The organism is Hylemonella sp. P2_B10, assembly GCF_056404875.1.
The window spans coordinates 83,169-99,848 of the sequence record NZ_JBFUDE010000004.1 but is presented as its reverse complement, the minus strand read 5'-3'; the positions used below and the strand labels follow the sequence as shown (position 1 = coordinate 99,848).

Here is a 16,680-nt window from a genome sequence, read left to right as displayed (position 1 = left end):
AGACACGGCACAGCCGGCTGCCCCGCATCGGCTCACGCAAAAGACGGGAAGAGGACGCAATCCGCCCATGGCCACGCCATGGTGAGATGACAGGAAAGCGGGCAGAGTAGCCCTTCCTGGCAGCCCCGCTGTCATAGTCCATCGCCTTGAAGAGGGCGGTACGCATCAGACCGGTGGCTTTGCGACGCTGGCTTTCGCTCAGGTGTGCCGAAGGCGCTAATTATACGCGTACACATTTTTTTGTCAACGGACGGATTGGAGTCGGCTGTCTAGAGCCGGTGGCCACATGTGTGTCGCAGCGCCAGGCAGGCTCAGTGAGCCAGCGCACAGATGCATGGCGTCTTCGTCCGTACGCTTAAGCCCTACACCGCCCCCAAAAAGTGTGGCGGATCAATGGCAACCAATGAGGAGGACAACATGTCAATTTCACCCCTGGCGCAGACCCCACGCGGCAACGGCGCACACTTCGCCGCAGACACGGTGGCAGACCTGGACCTGGCGAGCCCGCAGGCCGCGTCAGCCGTCTCCTGGGGTGCGATATTTGCCGGTGCAGTGGCGGCGGCAGCGGCATCGCTGGCGCTGCTGGCCCTGGGCACCGGCCTGGGCTTGTCTTCCATTTCGCCGTGGGCCCAGAGAGGGGTGCAGGCCAGCACCTTCGGCGTGGCCAGCATCGTGTGGGTCATCGTCACCCAGCTGTGCGCCAGTGCGCTGGGTGGGTACCTGGCCGGTCGGCTGCGCACGCGCTGGACGGCGGTGCACACCGATGAGGTGTATTTCCGCGACACCGCGCACGGCCTGCTGTCGTGGGCCGTGGCTTCGCTGGTGACGGCCGCATTGCTGCTGTCAGCGGCATTTGGTGCTGTGGGCACGGCGGTGCAAGCCTCCGCCACGGCGGCCACCGGCGCGGCGGTGGTCGGCGCCGCCGCGGCGGGCACGGCCAGCCGTGGCGCCAGCGGCTCGGTGCAAGGGGAGGGTGTCGGCAGCGCGAATGGCGCGCTCGGCATTGCCGGCGCTGGCTCCATGGGCTACCTGATTGATTCGCTGTTCCGCAAGGACGCCACCGCCATATCCAGCACCACAGCCACGGTTGCATCCAGCGCAGACAGTGGCGCGGACACATCCCGTGTGCCGGTGCCCGAGGTCACCCGCATTTTTGCCAATTCCATCCAATCCCCGGTGCTGCCGCCGCAAGACGTGCGTTACCTGGGCCAACTGGTGGCGCAGCGCACCGGCATCCCGCAGGCCGACGCCGAGCGCCGGGTGACAGACGCCTTCACCACGCTGCAGACCAGCATCAGCAATGCCAAGGCCGCCGCCGCGCAGGCCGCTGAAACTGCCCGCAAGCTGGGCATACAGGTGACGCTGTGGCTGTTCGTCGCGCTGTTGTCCGGTGCCTTCATTGCCAGCTTCACGGCCACGCTGGGTGGCCGCGAGCGCGACGCCTGAGCGGTTACTGCTTTCCCGATCCCATCTCTAACCACCCACAAAGGAGACTTGCCATGCGTTCCCTGATCCTGTTTCTCGTCGGCGTGCCCATTCCCATCATCATTTTGATCGCCTTGTTCGTGCGCTAAGGCGCAGCGTTTTGCCTCTCAACCATTCATCAGAAAGAACACCCATCATGGCCACCCGCACCCCCGCCAAACGCGCAAGCACCGCCAGGAAGGCGCCCGCCGCGCCGAAGGCAGCCAAGTCGCTGAAGGCAACCAAGACAGCCAAGACATCCAAGGCGGCCAAAACACCCAAGGCGCCGAAGGCGCAGGACGCCGTCGCCCTGCTGCGTGCCGATCACAAGCTGGTCTCCGGCCTGTTTGACGACTATGAAAAGACCCGCTCGCCCGCGCGCAAGAAGGCGCTGGTGTCCAAGATCTGCGACGAACTGACCGTGCACGCCCAGGTGGAAGAAGAAATCTTCTACCCCGCGGTGAAGCAGGCCTTGAAAGACAAGGAACTGGTGCCCGAAGCCACGGTGGAGCACGCCACGCTGAAAGACCTGATCGCCCAGGTGGAGGGCAAGGAGCCGGACGGTGAAATGTTCGACGCCAAGATCAAGGTGATGTCCGAATACGTGAAGCACCACGTGAAGGAAGAGCAAAACGAGATGTTCCCCAAGGCCAAGCGCACCAAACTCGACATGGCGGCGCTGGGCGGTCAAATGGCGGCGCGCAAGGAAGAACTGAAGGCGCAAAAGTCGCCTGATGCGACGTCCCCTGGTCTGCTGGCCAGCTTGAGTGGCCGGTTGGCCATGGGTTAACTCGACTTGTCGGCCGCGCACACGGCGGCTCCCTTTCCCCCAACCCTGTCGCCGATGTGTCGTCGCCCGTTCGGCGACGCTTCGGCGGCGCTTCGGCCATTTTCAACTGAGGTCCCACCATGAAGAAATCCCCTGCGGCCAAGCCCGTTGTCGACACCGATCCTGCGCGCGCGCAGGCTGCGCAAACCGAGGCCCTGGCGGCCGGCATGCCGTTCAATGCCAACAAGGCGCTGGAGCATGGCGCTGCCGATGGCGTCAACCCACCCCGCGGCCAGACCGTGGCGCCGGCGTCGCGCCTGCCCACGGGCAGCACACTGACCGAGGACAACGGCACACTGAAGACCGGCAGCGTGGCGCCCGAGGGCGTCAACGCCGCCATAGAGCCGCTGGACCGCGTGCGGGTCGATTCCGGCGGCCAGGCGCTGACCACCAACCAGGGTGTGGCGGTGGCGGACAACCAGAGTTCGCTGAAGGCCGGCGTGCGCGGCCCGGTGCTGCTGGAAGACTTCATCCTGCGTGAGAAGATCACCCACTTCGACCACGAGCGCATTCCCGAGCGCATCGTGCATGCGCGCGGCTCGGCCGCGCACGGCTACTTCGAATGCTACGAGCCGTTGACCCGGCTGACCAAGGCGGCGCCGTTCAAGGAGGCGGGCAAGGTGACACCGGTGTTCGTGCGCTTTTCCACCGTGGCCGGCGAGCGCGGCTCCAAAGACACGGCGCGCGACGTGCGCGGCTTTGCCGTCAAGTTCTACACCGACGAAGGCAACTGGGACCTGGTGGGCAACAACATGCCGGTGTTCTTCATCCAGGACGCGATGAAGTTCCCGGACCTGGTGCATGCCGTCAAACCCGAGCCGCACCATGGCATGCCGCAGGCGGCCAGCGCGCACGACACGTTCTGGGATTTCGTTTCGCTGATGCCCGAATCCACCCACATGCTGATGTGGGCCATGAGCGACCGCGCCATCCCCCGCAGCTACGCCACCATGGAGGGGTTTGGCGTGCACACCTTCCGGCTGGTGAACGAGGCCGGTGAGTCGGTGTTCGTCAAGTTCCACTGGGAGCCCAAGTTCGGCACCCATTCGCTGGTGTGGGACGAGGCGGTGAAGATCTCCGGCGCCGACCCGGATTACCACCGCCGCGACCTGTGGGAGCGCATCGAGGCCGGCGCCTTTCCCGAGTGGGAGTTGGGCGTGCAGGTGTTCACGGAAGAGCAGGCGGAAGCCTTCAGCTTCGACATCCTGGATGCCACCAAGCTGATCCCCGAAGAACTGGTGCCCATCACACCGGTGGGCCGCATGGTGCTGAACCGCAACCCTGACAACTTCTTTGCCGAGACCGAGCAGGTGGCGTTTTGCGTGGCGCATGTGGTGCCGGGCATCGACTTCAGCAACGACCCGCTGCTGGCCGGGCGCATCCACTCGTATGTGGACACCCAGATCAGCCGCCTGGGCGGGCCGAACTTCCACGAGATCCCCATCAACGCGCCGGTGGCGCAGGTGCACAACAACCAGCGCGATGGCATGCACCGCCAGGCCATCCCGCGTGGCCGGGTGGCGTACGAGCCCAATTCATTGGGCGGGGGCTGCCCCTTCCAGGCCGGTGCGGCGCAAGGCTTCGTGACGATCCCCGAGCGCCTGGCGGCGAAGGAGAACCACGACAAGGTGCGCGCCAAGCCCGAGAAGTTTGCTGACCACTACACGCAGGCCACGTTGTTCTTTGACAGCCAGACGCCGGTGGAGCAGGCCCACATTGCCGCCGCCTTCCGCTTCGAGCTGAGCAAGCTCACCGTGCCGGCGGTGCGCCAGCGCATGGTGGCATCGCTGCGCAACGTGTCCGAGGCATTGGCGGGCCAGGTGGCCGAGGGCCTGGGCATGGACCTGCCCGACGCCATGCCGCGCGTGCTGGCCAGGGTGGCCAAGCCGGAGGTGAAGAACTCGCCGCCGCTGTCGCTGACGGCGCGGCCGGGCGACGGCTCCATCACCGCGCGCAAGGTGGCCATTGTGGTGGCCGACGGTGTGGTGGGCAAGAGCGCGATAGCCTTGCGCGACGCGCTGCTGGCCGAAGGCGCCGCGCCACGCTTTGTGGCGCCGCGCATCGGCAAGGTGAAGACCTCGGACGGCAGTGCGCTGCAGGCCGATGCCTCGCTGGAGAACGAGCCCGGTTTCCTGTTCGACGCCATGGCGCTGGGCGACGGTGCGGATGCCGTCGCGGCCCTGGCGCGGGACGGCCACACGATGGAGTTCATCAAGGACCAATACCGCCATTGCAAGACCATCCTGGCGCTGGGTGCCTCCGAGTCACTGCTGGCGGATGCGGGTGTGCGCCGGCAGTTGCCGGGCGGGGGTGATGACCCGGGCATCATCGTCAGCGCGGCGTCGGCGGCAGCGACCAAGGCGTTCATCGCCGGCATCGCGCGCCACCGGCACCCGGAGCGGGAGACGGATCCGCCAGTGGTCTGATGGCCGCGATTGTCCTGCCGGTGGCGAGGTTTTTTTGACCATCTGTATACCATCCATATGGATGGTGATACGATGAGCCCATGGGCAAGAAAACTTCTGTGGCGCCGGCGGGTTCTTCGATCGCGGAATCGGAAAAGATCACCATCAACCTCGGTTTCGTCGATCTGGGCCAGATCGACCTGCTGGTGTCCGAGCGCTTCTACAGCAATCGCACCGACTTCATCAAGACGGCCATCCGCAACCAGCTGGCCACCCACGCCGACGCCGTGCGCCAGGTGGTGGTGCGCAAGACGCTGGTGCTGGGTTTGCAGCACTTCGACGCCGAGCAGTTAAAGGCCGTGCGGCGCAGCAAGGAAGTGCTGCATGTGCGCGTGCTGGGGCTGATGAGCATTGCCGATGACGTCACTCCCCAGCTGGCGTTGGACACCTTTGCCTCCCTGACCGTGCTGGGCGCCTTGCACGCGCCCGCAGCCGTGAAAGCCGCGCTGGCCAGCCGCATGGTCTGACCAGCTCTCTTCTGTTCTTTTTTTCACTTTGAAAGTCCCCATGAACCCAGCCATGAGCGACCTGATGCGCCAGGCGATGCAATTGACAAGCGCGGGGCAACTGCAAGAGGCCACGCGCGCCATCCAGCAGGCCCTGGCCCAGGGTGGCCGCCCGGCTGACAGCGCCGCTGTGCACGCCGCCGCGCCGTCCGGCCTGGTGCTGGATGGCTGCGTGTTTGAAACCCGGCGCGAGCCGGTGGTCGATGACGGGGTGGGCGTCGCGCCGGACGAAACCTTCACCGCCGGCGTGCACAGCCATGCCGGCCTGACGCGCGACTACAAGCTGTACACCCCGCCCGGCGGCGCCAGGCCAGGGATGCCGCTGGTGGTGATGCTGCACGGCTGCACCCAGGACCCGGACGACTTTGCCGCCGGCACGGCGATGAACGCGCACGCGCAACGCCAGGGCTTTCTGGTGCTGTACCCGGCCCAATCTCACAGCGCCAACCCGTCGCGCTGCTGGAACTGGTTCAAACACAACCACCAGCGGCGCGGCGCCGGCGAGCCGGCGCTGATTGCCGACCTGGTGCACAAGGTGGTACGTGATCACGGGGTGGACCCACAACGCATCTTCATCGCCGGCCTGTCGGCCGGTGGCGCCATGGCGGCGGTGGTGGCTGCGGCCTACCCGGAGCTGTTCGCCGCCGTGGGCGTGCATTCAGGGCTGCCGGTGGCCAGCGCCAATGGGGTGCCCGAGGCGATGGCGGTGATGCGCAGCGGCAGTGGCCGTGGCCCCGCTGCGGCGGCGGGCGGCCCGCGGGTGCGCACCATCGTCTTCCATGGCGACCGCGATGGCACGGTGCACCCGCGCAATGGGCAGCAAGTGCTGGCCGACGTGCTCAGCAGCGCCGGCCCTGCAGGAACGCCTGCGGGAACAGACGCGGCAATGCATGCGGTGGAATCCAAGGGCGCATCACCCCGTGGCCAGGCCTACACCCGAGCCACCTATGCCGATGCCGGCGGCATCACGTGGGCAGAACACTGGACGCTGCACGGCGCCGGTCATGCCTGGTCTGGCGGGCAGGCCAGCGGGTCCTACACGGACCCTTCGGGTGTGGACGCCAGCGCAGAGATGCTGCGTTTCTTCATGGCCTGACGGCGGCTTTCTTTGTTGTGAACCTGCTGGCCGGCCAGAGCAGCAGGTCAGCTGCTCTTGCTGCCGGTGGTGCTCTTTTCACCGCCCTTGGCCTTGCGGTTGCTGGTGCCGCTGACCGACTTGGCCTTGCTGGGCGTTGCAGCGGCAGCGGCGGCGGACTTGGTGTCCCTGGTGCCTTGCCGGGTGGAGGTGTCAGCGGGTTTGGTGTTGCCAGTGGGCATGAAGGTGCTCCTTGTGGTGTGGGCCGCAGGATGCAGCCCGTGAATTCACTGTAGGGCGGGGTGGCAGCCGGGGCTGTCGTCCGCGAAGGCGTTGTGCTGTCGGACGAGGGCGCGTCTGCACTTCTGCTGATAATGCTTGTCACGCTGCCCGCAGCGCACCCCGACCCACCCAACCCGTCGAGACCCGCCATGGACCTGCCCGCCCACAAGCTCACCATGACCATCCTGATGACGCCGGACACGGCCAACTTTGCCGGCAACGTGCACGGTGGCCACCTGTTGAAGTGGCTGGACCAGGTGGCCTATGCCTGCGCCAGCCGCTATGCGGCCAAGTACGTGGTGACGGTGTCGGTGGACCAGGTGACGTTTCGCGAGCCCATCCTGGTCGGCGAGCTGGTGACCTTTCTGGCCAGCGTCAACCACACCGGCACCAGCTCGATGGAGGTGGGCATCAAGGTGATGGCGCAAGACATCCGCAGCCAGAAGATGCGGCATGTGAACAGCTGCTTCTTCACCATGGTGGCGGTGGATGACGCGCGCAAGCCGTCCAGCGTGCCGCCGCTGCAGCCCGCCACGCCGGACGAGCAGCGCCGCTTCGAGGCCGCCAAGCTGCGTAAGGCGCTGCGGCAGGAGTTTGGCGAGCGGCTGGCGGCAATGAAGTCGGCGGCAGTGGCGGCGGGGGCTGCGGCCTGTTGACAACGCTGTGGACAGCGCGCCGGCAGCCGTGCCCGGCGCGCTTTTTTCGCCACTGCGTTTTGCCTGAGCGGCGCCTACAAGTGCCGGCATCTTCTCCTACACATCGGCGGCATCGCCTCCTACGCATTGCTTGTCGAAGCGTTTAACAGCTGACAAACATTGGCCCCGTCTCGCCTGGCCGAGCAAGCGCCGTTTCTTTTTCCAAATCAACTGCTTGTGCTCACGGCCCGCCTGCCGGGCGCGGATTTTGCACGCCCGCTCGCTGACTGACCACGCACCACCCACCATTCAGCAAATAACAGGGTGGCGTTCTTACAAGGAGGAGCGCTCAGTCGCCTCTCCTTTTGGGTACGCAGTGGCGGTGGATAAGCATTCGTTTTGGCGTCTTCATTCACTTTCAAAGTAGGAGAGAACCCATGGCAACAGTTCAGAAGTATCTGGCGGTGGCGGGCACGGTTCTGGCGCTGTGCGCCCAGGCCGCCTATGCAGCGCCCACCGCGTGCAGCTTCAGCGGCGGTGTCACGCTCAGCGCCACGCAGGCGCCCGGCACCTATTACACCGACCGCTATGCACCTGCCGGCTTCAGCGCTGCCGGCGGCGTGCTCAGCGTGTCTGTGGACCCGGCGGACGCGGCGGCCAATCGGCCGCTTGCCTTTGGCGACGCGTTCTACGACACGCAAGGCCGCAAGTGCGACCTGGGTGCCGGCAGCTACGCGGTCAGCGCCGATTTGTACGTGGGCCGCGATCTGGCCAGCCTGAACCAGCGCATTGCCGGCCTGTGGTCCACCGGTGGCAACACCCCCGACCCGACCTACCCCATCATTGAACTGGCCAACGGCGCCAACGGCCTGTTCTTTCAGGGCTGGGACAGCGCCGGCGCCTGGATGAACCTGGGTGGCGGCTTGGCGCTGGACACCTGGTACACGCTGGGCTTCTCGGTGGACGGCGCTGCCGACACCGTCACCTACAGTGTCAATGGCATTGCCGTGGGCACGGTCAACGGCTACGGTGCCGATTTCGTCACCGACGTGATGTTCCAGGACTACAACAAGGGTACTGCCTACACCGCCATGTGGCGCAACCTGGACGTGACCGCCGCCGAGGTGCCTGAGCCCGGCTCCATCGCCCTGCTGGGCCTGGCGTTGGCCGGTCTGGCCGTGGCGCGCCGGCGTCAGCAGCGCCGGGGTTGAGCGGCAGCGGCCCCTGGGCCACGCCGCAGCACACACAAGGGGCCTATCGGGGCCCTTTGTTTTTTGGCCTGGCGGTTTTCACTTGCTTCACAATGGCGCCATGCAAGCCCCAGTCGCATCCGCCATGCCCACGCCACCCACCTCAAAAGCTTCCGGCGCCCCCGACGCCGCGGTCCCCCTTGGCATCACCCCGCTGGAGAAGATGCCGGCGCAGCAGCGCTTCTGGCGCTGGTTTTATGCGCTGGCCGGCGCGCTGCTGGGATTGGTTGGCGGCGTGATGCTGCTGCGGCTGGTTGCCGAGGCGTTGGACGGCTCTGCAGGTGAGGGCGCGAGCGCCGGCGTGGTGGTGCTGGTGGCGCTGCTGCTGGGCGCTGTGGGCTGGTGGTATGGCAGCCTGTGCTTCGCGCGCTACCAGGGCAGCCTGCACGCGGGCGAAGGCGTGGTGCTGCACAGCGGCGTGTGGTGGCGCAGCGAGGCCTGGGTGCCGATGGCGCGGCTGCAACACCTGGACGTGACGCAAGGCCCGCTGGACCGCCTGTGGGGCATGGCCACGCTGACGCTGAACACCGCCGGCACGCACGACCACCGCCTGCGCATCAAGGGCCTGCCGGTGGCGCAGGCCCACGCGCTGCGCGCGGCGTTGCTGCCGCGCACGCGGAGCGCGCATGAGTGAGGAAGCAGTGACGCCGCCACCCGGCGCTGCGCAAGCGCTGCCGCAGGCTGTTGCGCAGCCCATGCTGGGCCTGCACCCGCTGTCGTTCCTGTTCGTGTTTGCCAAGGGCTTCAAGCATGTGGCGCTGCCGATCGTGGCGCTGGTGTTCTTTGGCCGGCAGACCAAGAGCTGGGAGCTGTTCGTCATCCTGCCGGTGCTGGTGGGCGTCAGCATTGCCTACATCCGCTCGCGCGCGTTTCGCTACCAGGTGGGCGAGGACGAACTGGTGCTGCGCGAAGGCGTGCTGGACCGCACGCTGCGCCACATCCCGCTGGGGCGCATCCAGCACATCAGCCAGCGGCGCCAGCTGCCGCACCGGTTGCTGGGCGTGACCGAGCTGCGGCTGGAGTCGGCCTCTGGCGGCAAGCCCGAGGCGGTGATGAAGGTGCTGGGCCTGAAGGAGGCGCAGGCGCTGGAGGCGCTGCTGCATGACCGGGGCGCCGGCGCGGCGGACCTGCCGCCCGACCCGGCTGCCAACTGCCCGGATTCCAGCTTTCCGGCCGCGGGCAATGCGGCCCCCGGCCCCACCGCCCGGAACAGTGCGCCCGCCAACACCGCCACCCATGCCGCCGCCCCCGTCGCTGCGGGCGCAGACGCCGCGCACACGTCGCCGCAGCTGCTGCACCAGCTCTCCACCGCCGACATCATCCGCCTGGGCCTGACGTCCAACCGCGGCATGGTCATCGTGGGCGTGGCCATGGGCGCCATCATGCCCAACGACACCGCGCGCAAGATCATCCTGCCGTACATGAAGCTGCCGTTCCAGTGGGGGAAGGGGCTGCTCACCAGCGAGTGGGTGGCCTCACACTGGTTTGGCACCGTGCTGGGTGTGGTCGCAGTGGTGCTGATGGCATTGGTGCTGCTGCGCGCGCTGTCGGTGGCGCTGGCGTTCTTCAAATACAAGGGCTTCACGCTGACCCGCGAGGGCGGCAAGCTGGTGGCCACCTTTGGCCTGAGCACGCATGTGCGCGCCAGCGCGCGGCTGTCGCGCCTGCAGCGCTGGCAGATTGACGAAAACCTGGTGCACCGCTGGATGGGTCGCTGCCGCCTGGGCGTGGCGGTGGCCGGCGGCGGCGGCGAGCGCGGCCACGGGCTGGAGCCCACCGCGCATCTGGATGAGTTGGCCCCCATCGCCACACCTGCACAGGCCCAAGCCCTGTTGAAGATGAGCCTGCCGGCGCTGGACTGGGGCGCGCTGCAATGGCAACCGCTGCCCAAAGCCGGTTTGCGCAAGCTGATGGTGCAGGCGCGATGGCTGCTGCCGGGCGGGGCGGCGCTGCTGTGGCTGGTGTCGCGCCAGCACTGGGCCATGCCCTGGGGCTTCTGGCCGGTGTTGACGGCGGTGCTGGCGGGCCTGTGGCTGTGGCACGGCCTGGCCTGGGGCCGCTTTGCCGCCTATGCGCAGGCCGGCGACGTGCTGGTGCACCGCTGCGGCGTGCTGCGCCGGCGCTGGGTCATCGTGGCCATGCCAAGACTGCAAAGCCTGCGCCTGGCCACCTCGCCGCTGGACCGCAACCTGGATGTGGCCACGCTGCAGGCCGACACGCAAGGCGGCTCGCGCAAGCAGCGCGCGCTGGACATGCCCGGCGTGCCGTTGGCGCAGGCTGCCGCGCTGCGCGCGGATCTGTGGCGGCGCATGGTGTGAATCGGCTGTGTATGATGGCCCGCAGAAGCTCCAGGAGACACCATGCCCTCTAACCGCCGCCACGTACTGGCTGCTGCCGCAGCATTGCCTTTCATCGCCAACAGCGCCTTCGCGCAAAAGGGCGAGTGGATGCCCACCAAGCCGATCAAGATCATCGTCCCCTACCCACCGGGCGGCTCGTCCGACATCATCGCGCGCGCCATCAGCCAGCCGCTGAGTGAGGCGCTGAAGCAGACCGTGATCGTCGACAACAAGCCCGGTGCCAATGGCAACCTGGGCGCCGACCTGGTGGCCAAGTCGGCGGCCGATGGGCTGACGATTCTGCTGTGCGACGTGGGCGCGCTGGCCATCAGCCCCTCGGTCTACACCAAGCTGCCGTTTGACCCCAGCAAGGACTTGCGCGGCGTGGCCATGCTGGCCTATTCGCCGCACCTGCTGGTGGTGCACCCCTCGGTGCAGGCCAACAACGTGAAGGAGCTGGTGGCGCTGTCGAAGAAGAGCGATCTGAACTTTGCCGTCACCGCCACCGGCAGCGCGCCGCACCTGGCTGGTGTGGCGCTGGAATATGCCACCGGCGCGCGCTGGCAGTATGTGCCCTACAAGGGCGGCGTGGAGGCGGTGCGCGACACCGTGGCCGGCCAGACCCAGGTGCTGATGAACGGCGCACTGGCCACGCTGCCCATGGTGCAGGCCGGCAAGCTGAAGGTGCTGGGTGTCTCCAAGGCCACGCGCATGCCGCTGCTGGGCACGGTGCCCACCATCGCCGAGCAGGGCGCGCCGGGTTACGAGACCGGCACCTGGCAGGGTGCGCTGGTGCCGCGCGGCACGCCCGAGGCGGCGGTGGCCAGGCTGAACGCCGAGCTGACGCGCATCATCCGCTCGCCCGACATCCGCTCTCGCCTCACCGTGCAGGGCGCTGAGGTGCTGACGATGACGCCGGCCGAGCAGGACAAGCTGTTCAACACCACGCGCGCGCACTGGGCGCAGGTGGTGGCCAAGGCGGGCATCAAAGCGGACTGAGCGCGGCTGCGCGCCGCCGCCGCAAAAGCGCCGCAGCAAAACCTGTGGCATTTGTGACAAAGTGCCGCGGCTGTCATTGTTTGTCGTGGATGTGCCGGCTACAGTGCATCGGTTCGCGCTGTCACACCGATATGCTGTGTTTCCCCTTTGCCTGAAAAGGAAGATGCCATGCCCCAGCTGATCTTCAGAGTGCTCAGTCCCGCCATGCAGCCCCCCATGGGCAGCAGCCCGCCGATGCCTGACCCGACGCCCATGTACGGCGGTGGCATGGCCAATGGCAGCACGTTCATGCCGCCGTTTGGCAACGCCCTGGTGACAGGTGGCGCCAAGGTCGGCAACAAGTGGCTGGGCTGCACCTACATGTGCCCGCCCTACACCATCCCCGGCTTGGGCGAAGTGGAGCAGCTGGGCGTTTAGGGCCGGCCGGCTGGCTGGCTAAAACCCGATCTGCTCGGCCTCGCCGCTGGCGCTGCCGGCCAGGCTGTCGGCGCCGCCGCCCGAGGGCAGCATGCCGCTGCGGGTGGCTTCCATCAACTGGTCGGGGCTCATCTCGGTGGCGTCGAAGTCGTGCAGCCGGATGAACTCGGTGCGGTCTATCGCCAGCTCCAGGTAGAAGATGTTGTTGCTCTCGGTGTAGAAGCTCACGCGGCGCATCTCGGGGCGGTCCAGCGGGGTGTCCACGCTGAGCATTACCTGCTTGTTCAGCACCAGCATCTTGGGCTGGTTCTGCGTGATGTTGGTCTGCAATTCCCGGCGCACCTTGCCGGTGAAGTCGCCCACGATCTGGTTCATCAGCTCGCCCATGATGTTGGCCACCTCGTCCGAGGTGTGTGACTTGGCCAGCTCTTCCTTGGGCATGCCCATGTTCAGCATGTAGGTCTCGTAGATCTCCATCGCCGTGGGGGCGGCAAAGTTCAGCACCACCAGGCCGGTGAAGCCGCCGTCAAACAGCACGAAGCAGCCAATGTCGGGCTTCAGCCCGATCTTGGTGATGCGCTGGACCATGCCCGAGTAGTTGAACTTCTTCTGCGTCGCCATGCTGAGCACCTTGCACACCGAATTGCACAGGCTGGCCAGCAGGTCTTCGGTGCCGTAGGCGACGGATTTGTGGTCGGTGGACATGGTCGGTTCCCATCTGCCGTGCGGGCGGCATTGTGTTTCGTGGGGACATTGTGCACCACGCAGACGGGCCGCGTCAGTCGGCGCTGATCTTGCGCGTCTCGATCAGCTTCTTCCAGCGCGCGTACTCGGCGGCCTGGAAGGCGGCGAACTGTTCCGGCGTGTTGGCCACGACCTCGAAGCCCAGCTCCACCAGCTTGGCTTTGGTGGCCGGCTCGTTCAGCGCGGCGGCGATGGCCTCCTGCAGCTTGGCCTTGACCGGCGCGGCCAGGCCCTTGGGTGCGGCCACGCCCTGCCACGAGTACACATTGGCGTCCTTGATGCCGCTTTCCTCCAGCGTGGGCACGTTGGGCAGCAGGGGTGAGCGCTTGGCACTGGTGATGGCCAGCGCGCGCAGCTTGCCGGCCTGGATCTGCGGCAGCACGGCGTTGATGTTCTGGAACGAGGCCTCCACCTGGTTGCCCAGCAGGTCGGTGATGGCCGGGCCGCCGCCCTTGTAGGGCACGTGGATGCCGGTGGTGCCGGTCTGCAGCCAGAACAGCTCGGCCGTCAGGTGGTCGCTGCTGCCGGCGCCGGAGGACGCGAACGTCATCTTGCCGGGGTTGGCCTTCTCATAGGCCAGCACATCCTTCAGGCTCTGGTGCTTGGAGGCATTGGGCACCACCAGCACGTTGGGCGCCTGCACGGCCACGGTGATGTAGTCAAAGTCGGTCAGCGCCTTGTAGGGCGTGGCCTTGATCAGGTGCGGTGCGATCACGTAGGGGCCCAGCGAGGCCACCAGCAGCGTGTAGCCGTCCGGTGCGGCGCGCGCCACGGCGGCGGCGCCAATGGTGCCGGTGGCGCCGGCCTTGTTGTCCACCACGAAGGTGCCGCCCAGCTTGTCGTGCAACGACGTGGTCAGCAGGCGCGCAATCATGTCGGTGGAGCCGCCCGGCGGGAAGGGCACCACCACCGTTACCGTCTTGTCAGTGGGCCACGCGGCGTGGCAGATGGCGCAGGCCAGCAGCGCGGCGGCCAGCGTGAGTGAACGAAAGGTTTTCATGAGGTCAGGGCTCCTTGGATGGTTGATGTGGGGTTGTGGGTTCAGCGCACCAGGCAGGGGCGCTTGGGGTCAAACTTCCAGTTCGGCAGCAGGTGCTGCATGGCGCTGGCGTCGTCGCGCGCGCCCAGGCCGTGCTGGCGATACAGCGCGTGCGCCTTTTCCATCTCGGCCATGTCCAGCGTCACGCCCAGGCCGGGCTTCTTTGGCACGTCAATGAAGCCGCCACGGATGGGCAGCGGCTCGCGGGTCAGCCGCTGGCCGTCCTGCCAGATCCAGTGGGTGTCGATGGCGGTCACCTTGCCGGGCGCGGCGGCGGCCACGTGCGTGAACATGGCCAGCGAGACATCGAAATGGTTGTTGGAATGCGAGCCCCAGGTCAGCCCCCAGTCGCGGCAGGTCTGGGCCACACGCACCGAGCCGGCCATGGTCCAGAAGTGCGGGTCGGCCAGCGGGATGTCCACCGCGTTGGCAGCCAGCGCATGCACCAGCTGGCGCCAGTCGGTGGCGATCATGTTGGTGGCGGTGGGCAGGCCAGTGGCGCGGCGGAACTCGGCCATCACCTCGCGGCCGGAATACCCCGCCTCGGCGCCGCAGGGGTCTTCGGCATAGGCCAGCACGCCGCGCGCGCCGCGCATCAGCGTGATGGCCTCATCCAGCGACCAGGCGCCGTTCGGGTCCAGCGTGATGCGCGCTTGCGGAAAGCGCTGGTAGATGGCGGTGACGGCGGCCACCTCGTCCTCGCCGCGCAGCACGCCGCCCTTGAGCTTGAAGTCGTTGAAGCCGTAGCGCTCGTAGGCGGCTTCGGCCAGGCGGGTGATGGCCGCCGGCGTCAACGCCTCTTCGTGGCGCAGGCGGCACCAGTCGTCTGGCGCGTCGGCCCCGGCGGCATAGGGCAGGTCGGTCTTGAGGCGGTCGCCGATGAAGAACAGGTAGCCCAGCACCTCCACCCGCTCGCGCTGCTGGCCTTCGCCCAGCAGGGCCGCCACCGGCAAGTCCATGTGCTGGCCCAGCAGGTCCAGCAACGCCGACTCGATGGCGGTGACGGCATGCACCGCCACGCGCAAATCAAACGTCTGCAGCCCGCGCCCGCCCGTGTCGCGGTCGGCGAACTGGGTTTGCAGTTGCTGCAGCAGTTGCTGGTGCTTGCCTATGGGCTGGCCGATCAGCAACGCGCGTGCGTCGTCAATCGTCTGGCGGATGCGTTCGCCGCCCGGCACCTCACCCACGCCGGTGTGGCCGGCGTTGTCTTTCAGGATGACGATGTTGCGGGTGAAGAACGGGCCGTGCGCGCCGCTGAGGTTGAGCAGCATGCTGTCGCGGCCGGCGACCGGGATGACCTGCAGGTCGGTGATCAGGGGTGTGGACATGGATAGGCAGAAAGCGGCGCGCCCGGCGCATGGGCTCGCGATGCGCCCAACCTAGGTCAAGCGCTGTTTGATAACGTTAACTAATGAAGAAAAGTTGAATATTAACGTTAACTTTCTCGTCGTCAATATGTTGAAGCTAGGGGTAAACCCTGAAATGGCTCAAACGCTGTCGCGTTCGATGATCTGGAAGCCGATGTCCATCACCGGCGTGGCGGCCGCCCGGCCTTCGGCGCGGTCCACCAAGGCCTGGGCGGCCAGCTGGCCGATGCGGGTGCCGTCGATGCGCACTGTGGTCAGCGCTGGCTCCAGGTCGCAGGACAGCGACAGGTCGCCAAAGCCCATCACCGCCAGCCGTCCGGGCACGGCGATGCCCTGCTTCTGCGCCTCGATCAGCACACCCAGCGCCAGCAGGTCGGAGCTGCAGAAGATGGCGTCGATGTCGGGTTCGGCCTGCAGCAGCGCGCGCAACCCGCTGCGCCCGCTGGACAGCGTTGTGGGCGCCGGCACCGGGTGGATCAGCGGCGGGGCGATCCTCAGCCGCGCGGCGGTGTCCACAAAGGCCTGGCCGCGACGCAGCGAGCGCTCGTCATCGCCGCCGATGATGGCCAGCCGCCGCCGCCCTCGCGCATACAGGTACTCGCACACAGTGCGCCCCACGTCCACATGCGAGAAGCCCACCACCATGTCGATGGGCGTGGGTGTCAGGTCCCAGGTCTCCACCACCGGGATGCCGGCGGCATGCAGGCGGCGGCGCCCCTCAGGCGAGTGCATGATGCCGGTCAGCACAATGCCGTCGGGCCGGCGGCCGATGATGGCGCTCAGCAGGTCGTCTTCGCGCTGGTTGGAATTCTCATAGCCGCTCTGGCCCAGCATCAGCTGGTAGCCGCGCCCGGCCAGCTCGGCGGTCAGCGCCTGGATGGTCTCCAGGAACACCGGCCCGGCCAGCGTGGGCACCAGCGCCGCCACCAGGCGGCTCTTGCTGGAACGCAGCCCGCCGGCCAGCAGGTTGGGCACGTAGCCGGTCTTGGCGATGGCGTCCTGCACCTTCTTCACCGTGGCCGGCGGCACCTGGTCGGGCGTGTTGACCACGCGCGACACCGTCATCATCGACACCCCGGCCAGCCGCGCGACGTCGTTGACCGTGATGCTCTGCGGGCGCGTGCGCGCCGGCCGTGCCGGCGCGGGCTGCAACTTCAGGTCGGGGTCGCTCATTGCGGGGTATGTTACCCGCAGCTCCGCCGTCCAGGCGGCGCGCCTGGCCTGCCTGCCCGCCTGCAGGCGCCGCCTGCCCCTGGGGTAAATACGGAT

Annotated in this window: 16 protein-coding genes and 1 riboswitch; of the genes, 11 read left to right on the top strand and 5 right to left on the bottom strand. The window is 67.3% G+C overall.

What is annotated here, in order from left to right; genetic code table 11:
- Positions 1–115 precede the first annotated feature (115 nt).
- Positions 116–219, bottom strand: a riboswitch (cyclic di-GMP riboswitch).
- Positions 220–417: 198 nt separating this feature from the next.
- From AC1DX2_RS18295 to AC1DX2_RS18275, 5 genes are all read left to right on the top strand, one after another.
- The gene (locus tag AC1DX2_RS18295) at positions 418–1,446 is read left to right on the top strand and encodes a hypothetical protein (RefSeq protein ID WP_477197827.1); all 1,029 of its coding nucleotides are present in this window, start codon (positions 418–420) and stop codon (positions 1,444–1,446) included.
- A 175-nt stretch (positions 1,447–1,621) separates the two neighbouring features.
- Positions 1,622–2,254: a hemerythrin domain-containing protein gene (locus AC1DX2_RS18290; RefSeq protein WP_477197826.1), complete on the top strand. Its 633-nt coding sequence runs from the start codon at positions 1,622–1,624 to the stop codon at positions 2,252–2,254.
- Between the two features lie 119 nt (positions 2,255–2,373).
- Positions 2,374–4,719, top strand: a complete 2,346-nt coding sequence (locus AC1DX2_RS18285) for a catalase (protein WP_477197825.1) — start codon at positions 2,374–2,376, stop codon at positions 4,717–4,719.
- A gap of 80 nt (positions 4,720–4,799) precedes the next feature.
- The gene (locus tag AC1DX2_RS18280) at positions 4,800–5,225 is read left to right on the top strand and encodes a CopG family transcriptional regulator (RefSeq protein ID WP_477197824.1); all 426 of its coding nucleotides are present in this window, start codon (positions 4,800–4,802) and stop codon (positions 5,223–5,225) included.
- Between the two features lie 40 nt (positions 5,226–5,265).
- Positions 5,266–6,360 (top strand): extracellular catalytic domain type 1 short-chain-length polyhydroxyalkanoate depolymerase, encoded by a 1,095-nt coding sequence (locus tag AC1DX2_RS18275; protein ID WP_477197823.1) that lies wholly within the window; start codon positions 5,266–5,268, stop codon positions 6,358–6,360.
- 47 nt (positions 6,361–6,407) lie between these two features.
- Here the strand turns inward: AC1DX2_RS18275 and AC1DX2_RS18270 are convergent, their stop codons facing one another.
- Positions 6,408–6,581, bottom strand: a complete 174-nt coding sequence (locus tag AC1DX2_RS18270; protein WP_477197822.1) for a hypothetical protein — start codon at positions 6,579–6,581, stop codon at positions 6,408–6,410.
- Between the two features lie 189 nt (positions 6,582–6,770).
- On the opposite strand from AC1DX2_RS18270, the gene AC1DX2_RS18265 reads away from it, so the two are divergent.
- From AC1DX2_RS18265 to AC1DX2_RS18240, 6 genes are all read left to right on the top strand, one after another.
- The gene (locus AC1DX2_RS18265) at positions 6,771–7,277 is read left to right on the top strand and encodes an acyl-CoA thioesterase (protein WP_477197821.1); all 507 of its coding nucleotides are present in this window, start codon (positions 6,771–6,773) and stop codon (positions 7,275–7,277) included.
- Positions 7,278–7,693: 416 nt separating this feature from the next.
- Positions 7,694–8,467 carry a PEP-CTERM sorting domain-containing protein gene (locus tag AC1DX2_RS18260; RefSeq protein WP_477197820.1) on the top strand — a complete coding sequence of 258 codons (774 nt, stop codon included), beginning with the start codon at positions 7,694–7,696 and terminating at the stop codon, positions 8,465–8,467.
- A 100-nt stretch (positions 8,468–8,567) separates the two neighbouring features.
- Positions 8,568–9,140: a PH domain-containing protein gene (locus tag AC1DX2_RS18255; protein ID WP_477197819.1), complete on the top strand. Its 573-nt coding sequence runs from the start codon at positions 8,568–8,570 to the stop codon at positions 9,138–9,140.
- Complete coding sequence (locus tag AC1DX2_RS18250) at positions 9,133–10,824, top strand: PH domain-containing protein (protein ID WP_477197818.1); 1,692 nt, start codon at positions 9,133–9,135, stop codon at positions 10,822–10,824. The genes AC1DX2_RS18255 and AC1DX2_RS18250 overlap by 8 nt, the downstream gene beginning before the upstream one ends.
- 42 nt (positions 10,825–10,866) lie before the next feature.
- Positions 10,867–11,844, top strand: coding sequence for a Bug family tripartite tricarboxylate transporter substrate binding protein (locus tag AC1DX2_RS18245; RefSeq protein ID WP_477197817.1), 978 nt, complete (start codon positions 10,867–10,869; stop codon positions 11,842–11,844).
- Positions 11,845–12,012: 168 nt separating this feature from the next.
- On the top strand, positions 12,013–12,261 hold the full coding sequence (locus tag AC1DX2_RS18240; protein ID WP_477197816.1) for a hypothetical protein: 249 nt from the start codon (positions 12,013–12,015) through the stop codon (positions 12,259–12,261).
- Positions 12,262–12,279: 18 nt separating this feature from the next.
- Here AC1DX2_RS18240 and AC1DX2_RS18235 read toward each other — a convergent pair whose 3' ends face one another.
- The 4 genes from AC1DX2_RS18235 to AC1DX2_RS18220 all read right to left on the bottom strand — a co-directional run bounded on the left by AC1DX2_RS18235 (position 12,280) and on the right by AC1DX2_RS18220 (position 16,584).
- Positions 12,280–12,966, bottom strand: coding sequence for a DUF3334 family protein (locus AC1DX2_RS18235; RefSeq protein WP_477197815.1), 687 nt, complete (start codon positions 12,964–12,966; stop codon positions 12,280–12,282).
- Positions 12,967–13,039: 73 nt separating this feature from the next.
- Positions 13,040–14,005, bottom strand: a complete 966-nt coding sequence (locus AC1DX2_RS18230) for a Bug family tripartite tricarboxylate transporter substrate binding protein (RefSeq protein ID WP_477197814.1) — start codon at positions 14,003–14,005, stop codon at positions 13,040–13,042.
- Positions 14,006–14,046: 41 nt separating this feature from the next.
- Positions 14,047–15,372, bottom strand: a complete 1,326-nt coding sequence (gudD, locus tag AC1DX2_RS18225; RefSeq protein WP_477197813.1) for a glucarate dehydratase — start codon at positions 15,370–15,372, stop codon at positions 14,047–14,049.
- Between the two features lie 159 nt (positions 15,373–15,531).
- On the bottom strand, positions 15,532–16,584 hold the full coding sequence (locus AC1DX2_RS18220; protein ID WP_477197812.1) for a LacI family DNA-binding transcriptional regulator: 1,053 nt from the start codon (positions 16,582–16,584) through the stop codon (positions 15,532–15,534).
- Positions 16,585–16,680: the final 96 nt, after the last annotated feature.

What these genes read in the sequence shown, in the direction of transcription:
- AC1DX2_RS18220 (WP_477197812.1), bottom strand. Translation starts at nt 16,584, where the DNA reads ATGAGCGACCCCGACCTGAAGTTGCAGCCCGCGCCGGCACGGCCGGCG.
- AC1DX2_RS18240 (WP_477197816.1), top strand. Translation starts at nt 12,013, where the DNA reads ATGCCCCAGCTGATCTTCAGAGTGCTCAGTCCCGCCATGCAGCCCCCC.
- AC1DX2_RS18275 (WP_477197823.1), top strand. Translation starts at nt 5,266, where the DNA reads ATGAACCCAGCCATGAGCGACCTGATGCGCCAGGCGATGCAATTGACA.
- AC1DX2_RS18230 (WP_477197814.1), bottom strand. Translation starts at nt 14,005, where the DNA reads ATGAAAACCTTTCGTTCACTCACGCTGGCCGCCGCGCTGCTGGCCTGC.
- AC1DX2_RS18260 (WP_477197820.1), top strand. Translation starts at nt 7,694, where the DNA reads ATGGCAACAGTTCAGAAGTATCTGGCGGTGGCGGGCACGGTTCTGGCG.
- AC1DX2_RS18290 (WP_477197826.1), top strand. Translation starts at nt 1,622, where the DNA reads ATGGCCACCCGCACCCCCGCCAAACGCGCAAGCACCGCCAGGAAGGCG.
- AC1DX2_RS18250 (WP_477197818.1), top strand. Translation starts at nt 9,133, where the DNA reads ATGAGTGAGGAAGCAGTGACGCCGCCACCCGGCGCTGCGCAAGCGCTG.
- AC1DX2_RS18255 (WP_477197819.1), top strand. Translation starts at nt 8,568, where the DNA reads ATGCAAGCCCCAGTCGCATCCGCCATGCCCACGCCACCCACCTCAAAA.
- AC1DX2_RS18245 (WP_477197817.1), top strand. Translation starts at nt 10,867, where the DNA reads ATGCCCTCTAACCGCCGCCACGTACTGGCTGCTGCCGCAGCATTGCCT.
- AC1DX2_RS18295 (WP_477197827.1), top strand. Translation starts at nt 418, where the DNA reads ATGTCAATTTCACCCCTGGCGCAGACCCCACGCGGCAACGGCGCACAC.
- AC1DX2_RS18270 (WP_477197822.1), bottom strand. Translation starts at nt 6,581, where the DNA reads ATGCCCACTGGCAACACCAAACCCGCTGACACCTCCACCCGGCAAGGC.
- gudD (WP_477197813.1), bottom strand. Translation starts at nt 15,372, where the DNA reads ATGTCCACACCCCTGATCACCGACCTGCAGGTCATCCCGGTCGCCGGC.
- AC1DX2_RS18235 (WP_477197815.1), bottom strand. Translation starts at nt 12,966, where the DNA reads ATGTCCACCGACCACAAATCCGTCGCCTACGGCACCGAAGACCTGCTG.
- AC1DX2_RS18265 (WP_477197821.1), top strand. Translation starts at nt 6,771, where the DNA reads ATGGACCTGCCCGCCCACAAGCTCACCATGACCATCCTGATGACGCCG.
- AC1DX2_RS18280 (WP_477197824.1), top strand. Translation starts at nt 4,800, where the DNA reads ATGGGCAAGAAAACTTCTGTGGCGCCGGCGGGTTCTTCGATCGCGGAA.
- AC1DX2_RS18285 (WP_477197825.1), top strand. Translation starts at nt 2,374, where the DNA reads ATGAAGAAATCCCCTGCGGCCAAGCCCGTTGTCGACACCGATCCTGCG.